Below are 15,695 nucleotides of genomic sequence, written 5' to 3'. Positions count from 1 at the left end.
AATATCAAGGGTTAAAAACCTTGAAAAATTTTCAATAGCATCTTAACTGAGCTTAGCCTGAGAATCAAACTGATTGGAGCATGCAAATTTACAACTAATAAGTTATATGATAAAACAAGTATTACAACAAATAATCAGCTACTTATCAATTAGTTGTATTATTTTAATTATCATTTCATGCGAAAACAATACAAACACAAACAAAGACCACTTAGTTTTTCGTTACAACGAACATAAGAATATTGGCTCATTAGATCCTGCATTTTCAAAAGATTTGGCAGATATATGGGCTACCAACCAACTCTTTAATGGATTGGTGCAAATGGACGAAAACTTAAATATAGAACCCTGTATTGCTAAAGACTGGACCATTTCTAAAGATGCGCTCACATACTCTTTTACTCTAAGAAATGATGTTTATTTTCATTCACATCTTTTATTTGGAAAAGATTCCACACGTACAGTAAAAGCTTCTGATTTTGAATATAGTTTAAACAGGCTCCTTGACAAGCAGGTTGCATCACCAGGGAGCTGGGTTTTAAATAAAGTTGAGAGTTTTAAATCTATAAACGACACCCTTTTTCAAATTCAATTGAAACAAGCATTCCCTGCTTTTTTAGGGTTGTTATCTATGAAATATTGCTCGGTAGTTCCTAAAGAGATTGTTAAATATTATGGTAGTGATTTTAGAGCAAATCCTATTGGCACAGGCCCCTTTAAATTTAAACGTTGGGAAGAAAATATTAAATTGGTTTTTAGAAAAAATAATAATTATTTTGAAACAGACAAAAACAAAAACCCTTTACCATATTTAGAAGCCATATCCATTACTTTTTTACCAGATAAACAAAGTGAATTTTTACAATTCTCACAAGGTAACATTGATTTTATTTCTGGTTTAGACGCCTCTTACAAAGATGAAATTCTGACCGCTGATGGCAAATTAAGAACCCAATATACTCAAAGTAAAAACATGATACATGGGCCTTATTTGAATACCGAATACTTAGCTTTTTACATGGATTCTGAAGTTCCCGAAATACAATCAGAGTTACTTCGAAAAGCTGTAAATTATGGTTTTGATAGAGAAAAAATGATGATTTATCTGAGAAATGGTGTTGGCATTCCCGCGGCAGGTGGCTTTATTCCGAAAGGGCTTCCCGGACACAATGCGGCTATTGGATTTTCTTATCAGCCTGAAACTGCAAAACAATTACTTAATCAATTTAAAAAAGAAACAGATATTGAAACCCCTAGAATATCATTAACTACTACGAGTAATTACTTAAGTTTCTGCGAATTTATTCAACGTGAACTACAAAAAATTGGACTTCACGTGAATGTAGATGTCATTCCTGCTGCTACGTTAAAAGATGCTAAAGCCAATGGTAAATTAGATATGTTTAGAGCAAGCTGGATTGCAGATTACCCAGATGCTGAAAATTACCTATCATTATTTTACAGCAAAAATTTTGCCCCTAATGGTCCCAATTATTCGCATTTTAAAAATGACTTATTTGATACTTGGTACCAACAAGCTTTTACAGAAACTAACACAAAAAACAGAGAACTATTATACACCAAAATGGATAGTTTAGTTATGCAAAAAGCACCTATTGTTCCTCTTTTCTATGATGAAGTAGTTAGGTTTACAGGAAAAAATATAAGTGGATTAGGTATTAATCCTATTAACTTATTGGATTTGAAACGGGTTAAAAAGACTACTCTACAGTAAAATAATAAATATCATCGTCACCCTTAGTTCCATGGCGTTTGGAGGTAAAATAACCTGCTTTGTTAGCTGCATCAATTACAAAGCAAAAATCATCCCTTTTACTATTTATAGGTTTGGGTAATTTTTCAGATTTATTATAAGTCCCATCAACATTCATTGTACATTTATAAATATCAAAACCTCCAAAACCACCAGGTTTATTAGAAGCAAAATACAAAGTGTTGTCGGCACCAATTGAGGGAAACATTTCTTTACTATACGAATTAACATTTGATCCCAGGTTAATAGGTTCTCCATACTTATTATCTCCTAAAATTTCTACTTTAAATACATCTGATGCTCCTTTTGTAGTTTGTTTTCCGCCACGAATATTCGCTATAAAATACAATGTTTTTCCATCTGGGCTTACAAAAGGATGCGCATATGAATATTTAGGATCACAAAAAGGCAATACTTTAAAATTAGTCCAACCTATACCATTTTTATACTCAGCTATTTCTAAATGAAAATTAGTATTTTTAAAATCTCCTTTAGGCTTATTCGCTCTGCTGTCATAGGTAGTTGTAACAAACAAATTTTTTCCATCTGGTGAAAACGAAGCATTTGTTATATTCAAAATATCTTCATTTTTATCAATAAATAAGGGTTCTATATTTATTATCTCGCCATTTTCAGTAGTATTTCCTTTGTAAAGTGACAAAATACCAGCTCCTGAAAATGATAATTTTACCCGTCCTTTCTTATTTAATAAATAAGATGTAAACAACACTTCGTTGGCTTTATTAAAAGTTAAACCAAAATGCGGTTTTTCATTATTTAAACTTAAGTTTATGACAGAATATGTTCTGTTTTGCGAAAACCCAAATACATAAATGAATAAGAAAACATAAAAAATATACTTCATCATAAAAGAGAAAAAACGTTATAAACAAATATAACTATATGATTATAAATATATTAAAAACAGAAAACAAGAGCTATTATTCTCTTCTATATTTTTTAGTTAATTCAAAAACATGCTCTAAAATAGCTTTATCTTGATTTGAGAATTCTATTTTTTTTCTTGACATAACTACTTCAACAACTTCAAATGCTTTTTTTGTTAAATAGGTTGTAAAGCCACTGCTTCCTCCCCAACTAAAACTGGGTACAAAATTTCTCGGAAAACCACTTCCAAAAATGTTAGCACTAACGCCAACAACTGTACCTGTATTAAACATGGTATTAATACCACATTTGCTATGATCTCCCATCATAAGTCCACAAAACTGCAATCCTGTATTAGCAAATCTTTCTGTTTGGTAATCCCACAACCTTACTTCGGCATAGTTATTTTTTAAATTTGAATTATTAGTATCAGCCCCTAAATTACACCACTCTCCTAATACAGAGTTTCCTAAATAACCATCATGTCCCTTATTAGAGTTAGCAAAAATCACAGAATTATTAATTTCTCCTCCAACTTTACTATTCGGACCGATAGTAGTAGGTCCATAAATTTTAGCACCCATCTTAATTAATGCATTATTAGATAAAGCTAAAGGTCCGCGTACCAAAACACCTTCCATAATTTCTGCATTCTCACCAATATAAATTGGGCCATTACTCGCATTGAGTGTTACAAATTCAAGCTTAGCGCCCTCTTCTATAAATATATTTTCTGGAGCAATAATATTATTACTTGTAGGAATAGGCTGTGAAGGCCTTCCTTTGGTTATCAAATTAAAATCTTCTTGAATGGCTTCTGCATTTTTTGAAAAAATATCCCAAGTATGTTCAATTTTAATCAAATCATCATCAAACTCTAATGCTTCATACTCATCAAAATTTATATCTTCTTGTGTTTCCTTTGAAAAAAAAGCTATAACATCTTCATCTTTAAAAATAGCTTGATTTTCTTTCAAGTCCTTGATCATTTCTGCCAATTCAAAATTTGGAAGGTACGAGGCATTTATCATCACATTTTCCTCCAATTCTACCATGGGATACTTGTCTGAAAGATAATCCTCTGTAACAGTAGTAATAGTAGAATCTAAATATGTTTCCCATTTTTCTCTAATAGTCAAAATACCAACCCTAATATCTGCTACTGGTCTTGTAAAAGTAAATGGCAATAAATTGTTTCGAGAAGCACCATCAAAAAGAATATAATTCATTAGTTAGTTATGAAGTTAAGTATTGTAAGTAAGTCTTTTTTACTTAGTTGCTCAATGGTTAATTAATCCCCCAAAAGTAAAATAAAAAAATAAATAAAATAAAAAAGCCTTTCAGTTTTTTGCTGAAAGGCTTAAGATATAAGAGGTAATGCTTAAATTATTTTTTAAATTTAGCATATTTAGTTTTAAACTTATCAATACGTCCAGCAGTATCTATTAATTTAGATTTGCCTGTATAGAAAGGGTGAGATGTTCTTGAAATCTCCATTTTTATAACTGGATATTCTACACCATCAACATCAATAGTTTCGTTTGTATTTGCAGTAGATTTTGTTAAAAAAACATCATCATTTGACATATCTTTAAATGCTACTAATCTATAATTCTCTGGGTGTATACCTTTTTTCATCGCGTAATGCTTTTAATACTTTCAATTTTGGAAGTGCAAATTTAAGTATTTTTTATAAATGTGCAATTATTTTTTGATTTTTATTTCACTACTTATGTAACGTTTTAATATATTTAAACACTGATAACCTAACAAACATATAAATCATTACAAATTATGGAAAAATCTTTAAAATCCGTCGCTATAAATTACGGAATGTACTTAGGCGCCATTCTATCATTATTAACAGTCATTGGTTACGGGGTTAGTTTAGATTTATTTACACAAGTCTGGTTTGGAATTACCTTTATTATTTTAGTTATTGTAGTTGGAATATTATCTGTTGTACAATCAAAAAAACTATTAGGCGGATTTATTAGTTTTAAAAATGCTTTTACGTCATATTTTATCACACTTTTAGTTGGTGCTATTATTAGTGCTTTAATAAATATCATCATTTTTAATGTTATTGATCCAGATGCCTCCATTGTTTTACATGAAAAAATAATTGAATCTCAAGTAGAACGTTTACAAAGTTACAATGTTCCAGCTGAAGCCATTGCTGAAACTGTAGAAAAAATGGAAGCACAAGGCAATATGTACTCTGTTGGGAATATTTTACAATCTATTATCTGGCAATTGGCTGGCTTTAGTGTTATTGGGCTTATTGTAGCAGCAGCAATGAAAAAAAATCCTCCAAGCTCAGAATAAATTCAGTATTTTTGAATATTATTTTTTCAAAATATTTACATGAACATATCTGTAGTTATACCACTACTTAACGAACACGAATCTTTACAAGAATTATACAATTGGATAGCTAAAGTTATGTTGTCCAATCGTTTTTCGTATGAAATTATTTTTATTGATGACGGTAGCACCGATGATTCTTGGAAAATTATTTCAGATCTAACTAAAAAAGATGAGCATGTAAAAGGAATTCGTTTTTTTAAAAATTTTGGAAAATCACAAGCCCTCCATGCAGGTTTTGAAAAAGCACAAGGTGATGTAGTAGTTACCATGGATGCAGATTTACAAGATAGCCCAGATGAGATTCCCGAACTCTACAACATGATTACAAATGAAGGGTTTGATTTGGTTTCTGGTTGGAAAAAGAAACGTTATGATTCAGTTATTTCAAAAAACATACCTTCCAAACTGTTTAATTGGGCTGCACGAAAAACATCTGGTGTTATATTAAATGATTTTAACTGCGGACTTAAAGCTTATAAAATTGATGTTGTAAAAAATATTGATGTTAACGGCGAAATGCACCGCTACATACCCGTTCTTGCTAAAAATGCAGGTTTTTCAAAAATAGCTGAAAAAGTGGTTTTACACCAAGCCAGAAAATATGGAGAAACAAAATTTGGAATGGATCGTTTCATTCATGGTTTTCTTGATCTGATTACTATTTGGTTTTTATCTCATTTTGGAAAACGTCCTATGCATTTATTCGGTGCATTAGGTGTTATTATGCTAACTATAGGTTTTGGTTTTTCACTATATCTTGGAATTGACAAGTTGTTTTTAAATCCCACAGGCAGGCTTATAACTCAGCGGCCGCAATTTTACTTAGCATTATCTACAATGATAATAGGTACACAATTTTTTGTTGCTGGTTTTTTAGGTGAAATTATACTAAGAACCAAACAAGACAAAAAACGCTATCTAATCAAAAATGAATTAAACTTTTAAATAAAAATTTTCAGAAACAAACATCTTTTTCATTCAAAATAGTAACTTTATAAATATTATTACTTTTTTGAATTACTTATTTTTGAAACCTACACTATTAAATATATTTAAAAAAACATGATACACATTGAACCAAAAATTTTAGATCGCATCAATGGGTGGTTAACCCCCACTTTTGATAAAGAAACGCAAACTACAATTAAAGAAAACATTGCCAACAATCCTAAAGACATACAAGAGAGTTTTTATAAAGACTTGGAATTTGGAACTGGTGGTATGCGTGGTATCATGGGGGTTGGAACAAACAGAATTAACAAATACACCCTAGGAAAAAGCACACAAGGCTTAAGTGATTATCTGCACAAACAATTTCCTAATGAAAAACCAAAAGCTGTAATAGCTTTCGATTGCAGACATAATAGTAAATCATTAGCAAAAGTAGTTGCTGATGTATTTTCTGCTAACAACATTGAGGTTTATCTATTTGAAGACTTACGAGCAACACCAGAATTATCTTTTGCTCTTAAGCATCTCAAGTGTCATTGTGGTATCGTTTTAACTGCATCTCACAATCCTCCAGAATACAATGGATATAAAGTATATTGGCAAGATGGCGGGCAATTAGTACCTCCACATGACAGTGCTGTAATAAAAATGATTAATGCTGTAGATTATTCTCAAGTAAAATTTGAAGCAAATAATGCTTTAATTCACTACATAGGGAAAGAAGTAGATGATGTATTTATAAATGCATCAGTTGAAAATGGCTGTGTTGGAGCTACACAAAAAGCTAAAGACAACTTAACTATTGTATTTACTTCTCTTCACGGAACATCTATTACAGCAGTTCCTGAAACCCTGAAACGTGCTGGTTATAAAAATGTTCATATTGTAAAAGAACAAGAAGTACCAGATGGAGGATTCCCAACGGTAAAATCTCCTAACCCAGAAGAGCCTGCTGCTTTGAAAATGGCTTTAGAGTTAGCAGAAAAAGTAAATGCAGATATTGTAATTGGAACAGATCCAGATTGCGACAGATTAGGAGTAGCAGTGAGAAATTCAGAAAATGAATTGCAATTACTAAACGGAAATCAAACTATGTTGATGATGACAGATTTCTTATTAAAACAATGGAAATCTGAAGGTAAAATTATAGGCAAAGAATTTATTGCTTCAACAATAGTTTCTACACCTATGCTTAACAAATTAGCTGAATCTTATGGCGTTGAGAGCAAAATTGTATTAACTGGATTTAAATGGATTGCTAAATTAATTAAAGATTTCCCTGAATTAAAATTTATAGGTGGTGGCGAAGAAAGTTTTGGCTATATGGTAGGTGATTTTGTACGTGATAAAGATGCTGTAACCTCTACCCTTTTAGCTTGCGAAATTGCGGCTATTTCCAAATCAAACGGAAGTTCATTTTATGAAGAATTAATTAAACTTTATATAGAACATGGTTTTTATAAAGAAAAATTAATATCATTAACAAAAAAAGGTATTGAAGGCGCTCAAGAAATTACTCAAATGATGATTGATGCTCGCGAAAACCCATTTGAATCTGCAAATGGCTCAAAAGTTATAAAAATAGAAGATTATCAATCTTCTGTTTCAACAAATATGGTGACCGGTGAAAAAACCACCATAGATATGCCAAAATCAAACGTATTAATTTATCATACTGAAGATGGTAGTCAAGTGGCATTAAGACCCAGTGGTACAGAGCCTAAAATAAAATTCTATGTAAGTGTTAATACTCCTTTAAAATCTATAGCAGATTTTAAAGAAATAGAAAACTTATTAGATGCTAAAACCGAGGCGATTCTTAAAGACATGAAACTTATTTAATAAATATATGTTCCTTTCTGGTCTATTAATTTTCAAATTGTTTCATCTAACTTATAATACATTTTAGATGAAACAATTTTTTAATATTTTAAAATATGCTAAACCGTATAAACATTTTGCTGTTGGACATATAATCTCCAACATTTTATATGCCCTGTTTAGCTCTTTATCTTTCATTGCTTTAATTCCCATGTTAGATGTTCTTTTCAAAGAAAAAGAAACAAATACAGAAGTAACTGAAAAATTATCTAAACCTGTTTATGAAGGATTAAGTCATTTAAACGATTTTTACAAGGACTATATGTCTTACCATATTAATCTTTACGCTGAAGATGATAAGTCTAAAGCACTACTATTAGTAGTTAGTTTAATCATTGTTTTGTTCTTATTAAAAAACATTTTTGGCTATCTTGCTAATTACTTCATGGTTTTTTTAAGAAATGGCGTAGTTCGTGATTTAAGAAATAGAGTCTATAAAAAAACAATAGAATTACCCCTTTCTTATTTTTCTGAACAGAAAAAGGGAGACATTATGTCTCGTGTAACCAATGATGTAGCAACGCTTCAGTACTCAATGTTACCAGTTTTAGAACTTATAGCAAGAGAACCATTAATGATTATTTTTACCATCATTATGATGCTAATTATTAGTCCACCACTCACGCTGTTTGTATTTATATTTATTCCTCTATCTGGAATCATCATTTCTAAAGTAGGCAAAAGTTTAAAGCGAAAATCTGATCGCGTTCAAAAAGAACAAGGCGCTATTTTATCAATATTAGAAGAAACCTTAACAGGGCTACGTATTATTAAAGGGTTTAATGCCGAAGAAAAATTTGATTCTAAATTTCAGGAATCATCATCTCGTTCTTACCGTTTTTCAAACAAATTATATAACCGTCAAAATTTAGCTTCACCCATTAGTGAGTTTTTAGGTATTTTGGTTATTTCAATTTTACTATGGTATGGAGGACAGTTAGTACTTGTAGACGAAACTCTTGATGGTAGTTCATTTATAGCCTATATGGGCTTAGCATACAACATTATGGTGCCTGCTAAAGCAATCTCTAGAGGACTTTATAATATTAAACAAGGTGATGCAGCCGCAGAAAGAATTCAAGAAATTATAGATACTCCAAACCCGTTAAAGGATGCAAAAAATGCTATTATTAAAACAAGTTTTGATTCTGAAATTATCTTTGATAATATTTCATTCAAATATGAAGATGAATATGTTTTAAAAAACTTTTCCCTAACTATTCCAAAAGGAAAAACGGTAGCTTTAGTTGGACAATCTGGCAGTGGAAAATCTACCATTGCAAATCTAATCACTCGTTTTTACGATGTGAATAAAGGTAATATTTTAATTGATGGTATAAATATTAAAGATATAACAACAAAATCCTTAAGACAACAATTAGGTATTGTTACACAAGATGCCATTCTTTTTAATGACAGTATTAAAAACAACTTAAAATTAGGAAATGAAAATGCTACTGATGAGCAAGTTATTGAATCTTTAAAAATTGCCAATGCATGGGAATTTATAAAAGAGCTTCCTTTAGGTATAGAGACTAATATTGGAGATTCTGGAAACAAGTTGTCTGGAGGCCAAAAACAACGCTTAAGTATTGCTCGTGCTGTTCTTAAAAGTCCACCAATCATGGTTTTAGATGAAGCTACTTCTGCATTAGATACAGAAAGTGAACGCTTAGTTCAAGTTGCTCTTGAAAACATGATGAAAAATAGAACCTCTATTGTAATAGCACATAGACTATCCACTATCCAAAATGCCGACCAAATAGTTGTTTTACAGAAAGGAGAAATTACAGAGCAAGGTAGCCATATTGCGCTCATGAATAAAAATGGAGTGTACAAAAAACTTGTAGAAATGCAAAGTTTTGAATAAAATCAATCAAAAATATTATAAAATAAAAAAGGATAGAGACTTGGGCTTCTATCCTTTTTTGCATTCAATGCTAGACTTGGGAACGACTAACATAATAAGTAGGTTTTGTTGGTACAAACATAAACCTAATAAACAAACAAAACAAGAAAAAACGTATTTAATCGCAAAAAACAAACACTTAATCGATATTTTATTTTTAAATTACTGATATTGAAATACATACAAAAAAAAAAAAAAAAACACCTTATTTCACTAAAATTTGTTTTTAGAAAAAATTTTTAATCCCAATTAAACTTTAGTTATATTTAGAAGTCCTAAGTATATAAAACCAAAAAAAAGTGGGCGAAGAATTAGAGCTTGTTAAGCAACTTCAATCAAACACAAATAAAGATTCCGTCTTTAAAGAACTTGTAACGCTTTACAAAGAGCGTTTATATTGGCATATACGTGGTATTGTAAAATCGCATGACGATGCTGATGATGTTTTACAAAACACTTTTATAAAAGTATACAAGAACATACATAATTTTAAAGGAGACAGTAAATTATTTTCATGGATGTACAGAATAGCAACTAATGAATCTATATCATTTTTAAACAAAAGAGCTAAACAATTACAAATTACTAATGAAGAAGTTATAAACCTATCTATCAATAATTTAACATCAGATGTTTATTTTGAAGGTGATGAAATTCAATTAAAATTACAAAAAGCTATTGCTCTATTACCAGAGAAACAACAACTTGTTTTTAATATGAAATATTTTGAAGATATTAAATATAAAGATATGGCTGAAATTTTGCAAACAAGTGAAGGAGCACTAAAAGCCTCCTATCATATTGCAGTAAAAAAAATTGAAGCCTATTTAATTAATAATTAAACCTTTAAACAGTTATTTAGTCTTAATTATAACATCTATTATAAAGACATATTACTTTATTAAGTAAAAGAATGAAAACAATAAATAAACATAAAATAGAAGATACTGGTTTTACAGTTCCTAATGACTATTTTAAAAGTTTTGAAGACAACATATCAAGTCAAGCAAAACTAAATAGCATGGTAACTAAAGCTGGATTTAAAACTCCTAGCAATTATTTTGAAACTCTTGAGGACAAAATAATGAATCAGGTCTCTGAAAAAGACACTAGTAAACTAATTCCTCTGTTTAGTAAAATAAACGTATTATACATATCAAGTATTGCTGCAGCTATTTTACTTTTATTTAATCTATCTATTTTTGAAAACCCTTCCTCATGGAATTGGGATACCATAGATTCTGAAACCGTAGAAAACTACTTAATGTATGAAAATATTGGAGCTTACGAAATTGCTTCAACGCTTGACGATATAGAATTTTTAGAAGAAAATTTTGTTAACCAACAAATAAATGAAGACATTTTAGAAACTTATTTATTGGAGCATACAGATATTGAAGATTTAATAATTGAATAAAATGAAAAAATATTTAATCCCTATAACTTTTTTAGTACTTTCTCTAAACTTGTATTCACAAGGTAATAGAGATCGAGTAAAAGCTCTTAAGGTTGCTTTTATTACAGAAAAGTTAAGTTTAACAGAAAAAGAAGCCCAGAGTTTTTGGCCTATTTATAATACATACGACGATAATTCTACTAGAATCAAGTATAATGACATGAGAAAGCTACGTCGGGATATTAAAGAAAGTATCAATACGCTTGATGATAACAAAGCAAAAGTATTATTAGATAAATTAATTGAAACTGAAAACAGTTTACATTATGAAGAGACCCAACTCATTTCTAAATTACGCAAAGTTATTTCGCCTAAGAAAATACTTCTATTAAAAACTGCTGAAGATGATTTTAATAGAAAGTTATTTGAAGAATACAAAAAGAAGCGAAGAGGAGATTCTCAAAACAAATAAAATTCTTAATTAAAACAAAAAAGTGATGATTTTTAGATAAAACCATCACTTTTTTGTCTCAAGGCTATAAAATTATATTCCTAAACCTTGCCCTCCTCCAACTTGTATTGTTTCAGCTGTTAAAAAAGCAGCATCATCACTAGCTAAAAAAGAAACAACAGAAGCTACTTCTTCTGGCTGACCTAATCTTCCTAACAAGATATTATTCTTCCATGAAGCAAAAACTTCTGGTTTTGTAGACTTAATCTCCTTATGGAAAGGTGTATCAATAGTACCAGGTGATACAGCATTTACTCTTATTCCATATTCAGCAAGATCTTTAGCCAACGCTCTTGTAATAGCATGAACACCAGCTTTTGAAGTACCATATATTCCAGCTCCAGGTCCTCCAGCATTCCAACCTGCTATAGAGGTATAGTTGATAATTGATGGGTTTTCACCTTTTTTAAGAAATGGAATAGCAGCTCTAGAAGCAAAAAATGTTGAATCAAGATTTAATGCCATTACAAATCTATAAAATTCAGTAGTCATATCTTCAAACCTAGATCTTCCACCTAAGCCTCCAGCATTATTCACTAAAAGATCTATTTTGCCATATTTATTTCCAATTTTATTGATGTTTTCAGTTACTTCTTCTTCTTTTGTTACATCAAATCCATAATACTCAGCAGTGATTCCTTCGGCAGTAAGTTCAGCAACTCTATCAGCGCCAGCCTCATCCTCAATACCGTTTAATACTACGGTGTAGCCATCTTTACCCAATCTTTTTGCTACTTCAAAACCTATTCCACCAGTTGCTCCAGTGATAATGGCTACTTTTCCTTTTAAATTACTCATACTATCTAATTTTAATTAATTATGTTATACTCTTTTTTTTATTGCTTGAACTTTTGGTATCAGTATCCACACACTGGCTAAAGTTAAAATAGCCAAAGCTGCTCCTATAACAAATGCAGGAGTATAATTTCCTCCACTAGTTAACCATGGCACCAAGTAGGTTAGACCTGCTGCAGTAAGTTTAGCCGCCATTCCAGAAAAACCAGATAGCGTACCAACAGTTTTTCCACTAAAAAGATCACTAGGTAACGTTTGCACATTACCAATGGCTGTTTGAAACCCAAACAAAATTACAGCCATAATAATAACTGCTGTTGTTGGTCCACCAGGATTGGCCATAGCTAACAATGCTGGTAGCATAATTAAACACCCTAAAGTTATTACCATTTTTCTTGTTCTATTAACATTCCAGCCAGCCTTTAATCTATTTTGTGCTAACAGTCCACCAAACCAAGCTCCAAACATTGCTCCAACATAAGGTACCCAACCATAAAGACCAATAGACTTAACATCCATACCGTAAACTTCATTTAAGTAAATTGGTATCCAGAAAACAAATAACCACCAAATTGGATCAATAGCCGCTGAAGCTAATATTACACCCCAACTCTGTTTGTGTCCAAGGAGGTCTTTAGTATCTGGATTATATTCTTGATCAATATCACCATCTCCATCAAAATCCTCATTTTTTTGCCCCGTTAAAATATAATCACGCTCTTTGTCTGTTATCCAAGGATGATTTTTTGGTGGTGATTTTACTAAAATCCACCAAGGAATTAACCAAAGTAATCCTACCAAACCAATTAATATAAAGATGGATTTCCAGCTAAAATAAATTGTTAAAAACGCAATTAATGGAATAGATATAATACCCCCTATAGCAGCCCCAGAATTAAAGATTCCTTGTGCTAATGCTCTTTCCTTAGTAGGAAACCACTCTGCATTTCCTTTAGTGGCGCCGGGCCAGTTTCCTGCCTCAGAAATACCTAATATGGCTCTGAAAATACCAAAACTCAAAATACCTTGAGCAAAAGCATGTAAGGCTGTAGCAATGGACCATACACCTATAGATAATACAAACCCCATTCTTGTACCAACCCAATCAAAAATTTTCCCAAAAATGGCTTGCCCAAAAGCATAAGAAAACACAAAAATTATTGAAATTAAGGCGTATATTGACTTTGTTTCATCAGCTGTATGCCCTGGGTATAATTCTTTCGCTATTTCTGGCCAAAGAACACTTAATGACTGTCTGTCAATATAGTTAATAATAGTAGCTAACGCTATTAATGTAACAACCCACCAACGTAATCCTTTAATTTTCATATTCTTAGTTTATATTTAGTAATTAAAATTCTTTTTAAAACAAATTAGTTGTTTTAGATATAACTATATTAAAAACTTAAGCAGTAAAATAAGATTCAATTATAAATCACCTTTTCTCTTTAAATCTTCAATTTGAAAAAATAGAAATATGAATTTTTATTTTTTCAAGTAATTATTTTAGTGCTACATTATAACAGTACTGGTATAACAAACTAAAATGATCTTTCATTTTTTGCTTAGCCAATACAGGATCCTGCTTCTTTATAGCTTCATATATTTCTTTATGTTCTTCAATACCTATAACAGAAAGTCTTTTATCACAAACATGATATTTTTCAAAATTCATAATTATTTGAGGTGTAATACTCAACATAAAAGTATTTATTGTACTATTACCACATGCTTTTGCTATAGCTAAATGAAATAGTAAATCTTCCTGAACAGCATCTTCACCTGAGATTACTTTCTTTTCGTAGGCATCCAATGCTTCTTTAATATTTTTCAAATCATTTTCAGAACGCCTTAAAGAAGCTAATTTTACTGTTTTTAATTCCAATAAAATCCTAGTTTCAACTAAAGATTTAAAATCAGGTGTTTCTAATCTTAAAATATCTTCAATCATACCATTCATAGCAATAACTCCTATATTTGCTACAAAAGTCCCACTTTGAGGAATGGATTTTAACAAACCGTACTTCTCTAATCTCTGAATAGCCTCTCTAACATTACTTCTGCTTACTTCAAATTTGTCAGACAACATTCTTTCTGACGGTAACTTATCTCCAGGTTCTAAATTTTTGTAATTTATTAAATCCCTGATTTTACTAATTATAACATTTTGCAATTCTTGATTTTCACTAGTTGTGGTTGCTTCTAATTTCATCTAATCCCTTTTAAATAGTTAATAATTTAAGAACACAAAAATAGTATGTATTAGTTAATAAACCCCATTTTTTAATGAGTTACCTCTAACTCATAATACTTTACTTTTGCAAAAGATCCCTCATCTCTTGATTGAAAATAGTTTCCTGCTTTAAAGTAGTTTTCAAAAATTCCCCATCTTCGCATGCTAACACCTTCATAAACTTTATATTCCGCATTATTTAATACTATTACCATCTTTCCTTCAGACACTCTTACTTCTAAAGTGAAAGTTCTAAAGCCTACTTCTTGTTCAAAATTAAACCCATTGTCATCATCCCAAGCATCTTCATGCAATAACTCTTCGTCAGTAACACTTATATTTTTAAGAACTTTGGTTTTAACACGCACTTTGCCATCTTGCCAATAAATTTTTAAAATTGGTGGTGCATTGTTATCTTTTTGACCAATCAAATCTCGCTGTTCATTAGTTAACCTACCATGAATTTGCATGATGATAACTTTATGATATTTACCATCTGAAGCCCTACTAACCTGTTCCATGGCTAATTTACCTTTCATCACGCCCCCTTGAGCAAAGGTCCAATTAGTATTATTATCACCAGGAACCATTTGTTCTCTTAATTCAGATCTTGTATATTTTGTATTTGCTGTTGTTGCATCACTTGGATACGAATAAAATACCAATGCTCCACTAGTAGAATCATTATACATATACGGTATTAACCTTTCATCAGTAGCATAATTCAAAATTTCCGGTGGCTCAATATTCATAGCACCTCCTTTATCATTTAATTCTGGTGTTGTAACACTCCAATGGTTTAAATCGATATTAGGCAACTTATATTTCTTTCTTTTTTTCTTCTTTTCTTTTTTATCAATCTTAATATCCTCTCCAGACTTGTTACTTGATTTATCTTGACAAGTGGCACTAATAGCTAAAAAAGCTATTAAAATAATTGATAAAATTTCTCTTCGGAAAACCTTATATCTTTTCATTATAAATTTG

General features: G+C 30.7%; 15 protein-coding genes. 8 read left to right on the top strand and 7 right to left on the bottom strand.

Annotation, left to right across the window (positions count from 1 at the left end):
* The first annotated feature begins 106 nt into the window (after positions 1-106).
* Positions 107-1,735 carry an ABC transporter substrate-binding protein gene (locus APS56_RS15230; protein WP_054730319.1) on the top strand — a complete coding sequence of 543 codons (1,629 nt, stop codon included), beginning with the start codon at positions 107-109 and terminating at the stop codon, positions 1,733-1,735.
* Here the strand turns inward: APS56_RS15230 and APS56_RS15225 are convergent.
* The 3 genes from APS56_RS15225 to APS56_RS15215 all read right to left on the bottom strand — a co-directional run bounded on the left by APS56_RS15225 (position 1,722) and on the right by APS56_RS15215 (position 4,300).
* Positions 1,722-2,642, bottom strand: a complete 921-nt coding sequence (locus APS56_RS15225) for a TolB family protein (protein ID WP_082379377.1) — start codon at positions 2,640-2,642, stop codon at positions 1,722-1,724. The two genes, APS56_RS15230 and APS56_RS15225, sit on opposite strands and share 14 nt — an antisense overlap.
* A gap of 73 nt (positions 2,643-2,715) precedes the next feature.
* On the bottom strand, positions 2,716-3,891 hold the full coding sequence (locus APS56_RS15220; RefSeq protein WP_054730315.1) for a GlmU family protein: 1,176 nt from the start codon (positions 3,889-3,891) through the stop codon (positions 2,716-2,718).
* Positions 3,892-4,048: 157 nt separating this feature from the next.
* Entirely contained in the window at positions 4,049-4,300 is a 252-nt protein-coding gene (locus APS56_RS15215; protein WP_054730314.1) for a type B 50S ribosomal protein L31, read from the bottom strand.
* A gap of 156 nt (positions 4,301-4,456) precedes the next feature.
* Here APS56_RS15215 and APS56_RS15210 point away from each other — a divergent pair, with 156 nt between their 5' ends.
* The 7 genes from APS56_RS15210 to APS56_RS15180 all read left to right on the top strand — a co-directional run bounded on the left by APS56_RS15210 (position 4,457) and on the right by APS56_RS15180 (position 11,641).
* Positions 4,457-4,990, top strand: coding sequence for a DUF4199 domain-containing protein (locus APS56_RS15210; protein WP_054730312.1), 534 nt, complete (start codon positions 4,457-4,459; stop codon positions 4,988-4,990).
* A 39-nt stretch (positions 4,991-5,029) separates the two neighbouring features.
* Positions 5,030-5,977 (top strand): glycosyltransferase family 2 protein, encoded by a 948-nt coding sequence (locus tag APS56_RS15205; protein WP_054730309.1) that lies wholly within the window; start codon positions 5,030-5,032, stop codon positions 5,975-5,977.
* A gap of 117 nt (positions 5,978-6,094) precedes the next feature.
* On the top strand, positions 6,095-7,825 hold the full coding sequence (locus APS56_RS15200; RefSeq protein ID WP_098946185.1) for a phospho-sugar mutase: 1,731 nt from the start codon (positions 6,095-6,097) through the stop codon (positions 7,823-7,825).
* A 67-nt stretch (positions 7,826-7,892) separates the two neighbouring features.
* Positions 7,893-9,734, top strand: a complete 1,842-nt coding sequence (locus tag APS56_RS15195; protein WP_054730307.1) for an ABC transporter ATP-binding protein — start codon at positions 7,893-7,895, stop codon at positions 9,732-9,734.
* A gap of 338 nt (positions 9,735-10,072) precedes the next feature.
* Entirely contained in the window at positions 10,073-10,615 is a 543-nt protein-coding gene (locus APS56_RS15190; protein ID WP_054730305.1) for an RNA polymerase sigma factor, read from the top strand.
* Positions 10,616-10,686: 71 nt separating this feature from the next.
* Positions 10,687-11,190 (top strand): hypothetical protein, encoded by a 504-nt coding sequence (locus APS56_RS15185; protein WP_054730303.1) that lies wholly within the window; start codon positions 10,687-10,689, stop codon positions 11,188-11,190.
* 1 nt (position 11,191) lies between these two features.
* Entirely contained in the window at positions 11,192-11,641 is a 450-nt protein-coding gene (locus APS56_RS15180; RefSeq protein ID WP_054730301.1) for a hypothetical protein, read from the top strand.
* Positions 11,642-11,713: 72 nt separating this feature from the next.
* On the opposite strand, the gene APS56_RS15175 is transcribed toward APS56_RS15180, so the two are convergent.
* The 4 genes from APS56_RS15175 to APS56_RS15160 all read right to left on the bottom strand — a co-directional run bounded on the left by APS56_RS15175 (position 11,714) and on the right by APS56_RS15160 (position 15,685).
* Positions 11,714-12,478, bottom strand: a complete 765-nt coding sequence (locus APS56_RS15175) for an SDR family NAD(P)-dependent oxidoreductase (RefSeq protein ID WP_054730298.1) — start codon at positions 12,476-12,478, stop codon at positions 11,714-11,716.
* A gap of 24 nt (positions 12,479-12,502) precedes the next feature.
* The gene (locus APS56_RS15170; RefSeq protein WP_054730295.1) at positions 12,503-13,804 is read right to left on the bottom strand and encodes an MFS transporter; all 1,302 of its coding nucleotides are present in this window, start codon (positions 13,802-13,804) and stop codon (positions 12,503-12,505) included.
* A 172-nt stretch (positions 13,805-13,976) separates the two neighbouring features.
* Positions 13,977-14,687 (bottom strand): FadR/GntR family transcriptional regulator, encoded by a 711-nt coding sequence (locus APS56_RS15165; RefSeq protein ID WP_054730292.1) that lies wholly within the window; start codon positions 14,685-14,687, stop codon positions 13,977-13,979.
* 71 nt (positions 14,688-14,758) lie between these two features.
* Positions 14,759-15,685, bottom strand: a complete 927-nt coding sequence (locus APS56_RS15160) for a polysaccharide lyase family 7 protein (RefSeq protein ID WP_054730286.1) — start codon at positions 15,683-15,685, stop codon at positions 14,759-14,761.
* Between the last annotated feature and the right edge of the window lie 10 nt (positions 15,686-15,695).

The sequence above is a fragment of the Pseudalgibacter alginicilyticus genome (genome assembly GCF_001310225.1).
GTDB lineage: Bacteria > Bacteroidota > Bacteroidia > Flavobacteriales > Flavobacteriaceae > Pseudalgibacter > Pseudalgibacter alginicilyticus.
This window is presented reverse-complemented; position numbering and strand designations above follow the sequence as displayed.

Bases quoted from the DNA above. Each gene is read 5' to 3' on its own strand.
- APS56_RS15230 (WP_054730319.1), top strand. From the start codon at position 107: ATGATAAAACAAGTATTACAACAAATAATCAGCTACTTATCAATTAGT.
- APS56_RS15225 (WP_082379377.1), bottom strand. From the start codon at position 2,642: ATGATGAAGTATATTTTTTATGTTTTCTTATTCATTTATGTATTTGGG.
- APS56_RS15220 (WP_054730315.1), bottom strand. From the start codon at position 3,891: ATGAATTATATTCTTTTTGATGGTGCTTCTCGAAACAATTTATTGCCA.
- APS56_RS15215 (WP_054730314.1), bottom strand. From the start codon at position 4,300: ATGAAAAAAGGTATACACCCAGAGAATTATAGATTAGTAGCATTTAAA.
- APS56_RS15210 (WP_054730312.1), top strand. From the start codon at position 4,457: ATGGAAAAATCTTTAAAATCCGTCGCTATAAATTACGGAATGTACTTA.
- APS56_RS15205 (WP_054730309.1), top strand. From the start codon at position 5,030: ATGAACATATCTGTAGTTATACCACTACTTAACGAACACGAATCTTTA.
- APS56_RS15200 (WP_098946185.1), top strand. From the start codon at position 6,095: ATGATACACATTGAACCAAAAATTTTAGATCGCATCAATGGGTGGTTA.
- APS56_RS15195 (WP_054730307.1), top strand. From the start codon at position 7,893: ATGAAACAATTTTTTAATATTTTAAAATATGCTAAACCGTATAAACAT.
- APS56_RS15185 (WP_054730303.1), top strand. From the start codon at position 10,687: ATGAAAACAATAAATAAACATAAAATAGAAGATACTGGTTTTACAGTT.
- APS56_RS15180 (WP_054730301.1), top strand. From the start codon at position 11,192: ATGAAAAAATATTTAATCCCTATAACTTTTTTAGTACTTTCTCTAAAC.
- APS56_RS15175 (WP_054730298.1), bottom strand. From the start codon at position 12,478: ATGAGTAATTTAAAAGGAAAAGTAGCCATTATCACTGGAGCAACTGGT.
- APS56_RS15170 (WP_054730295.1), bottom strand. From the start codon at position 13,804: ATGAAAATTAAAGGATTACGTTGGTGGGTTGTTACATTAATAGCGTTA.
- APS56_RS15165 (WP_054730292.1), bottom strand. From the start codon at position 14,687: ATGAAATTAGAAGCAACCACAACTAGTGAAAATCAAGAATTGCAAAAT.
- APS56_RS15160 (WP_054730286.1), bottom strand. From the start codon at position 15,685: ATGAAAAGATATAAGGTTTTCCGAAGAGAAATTTTATCAATTATTTTA.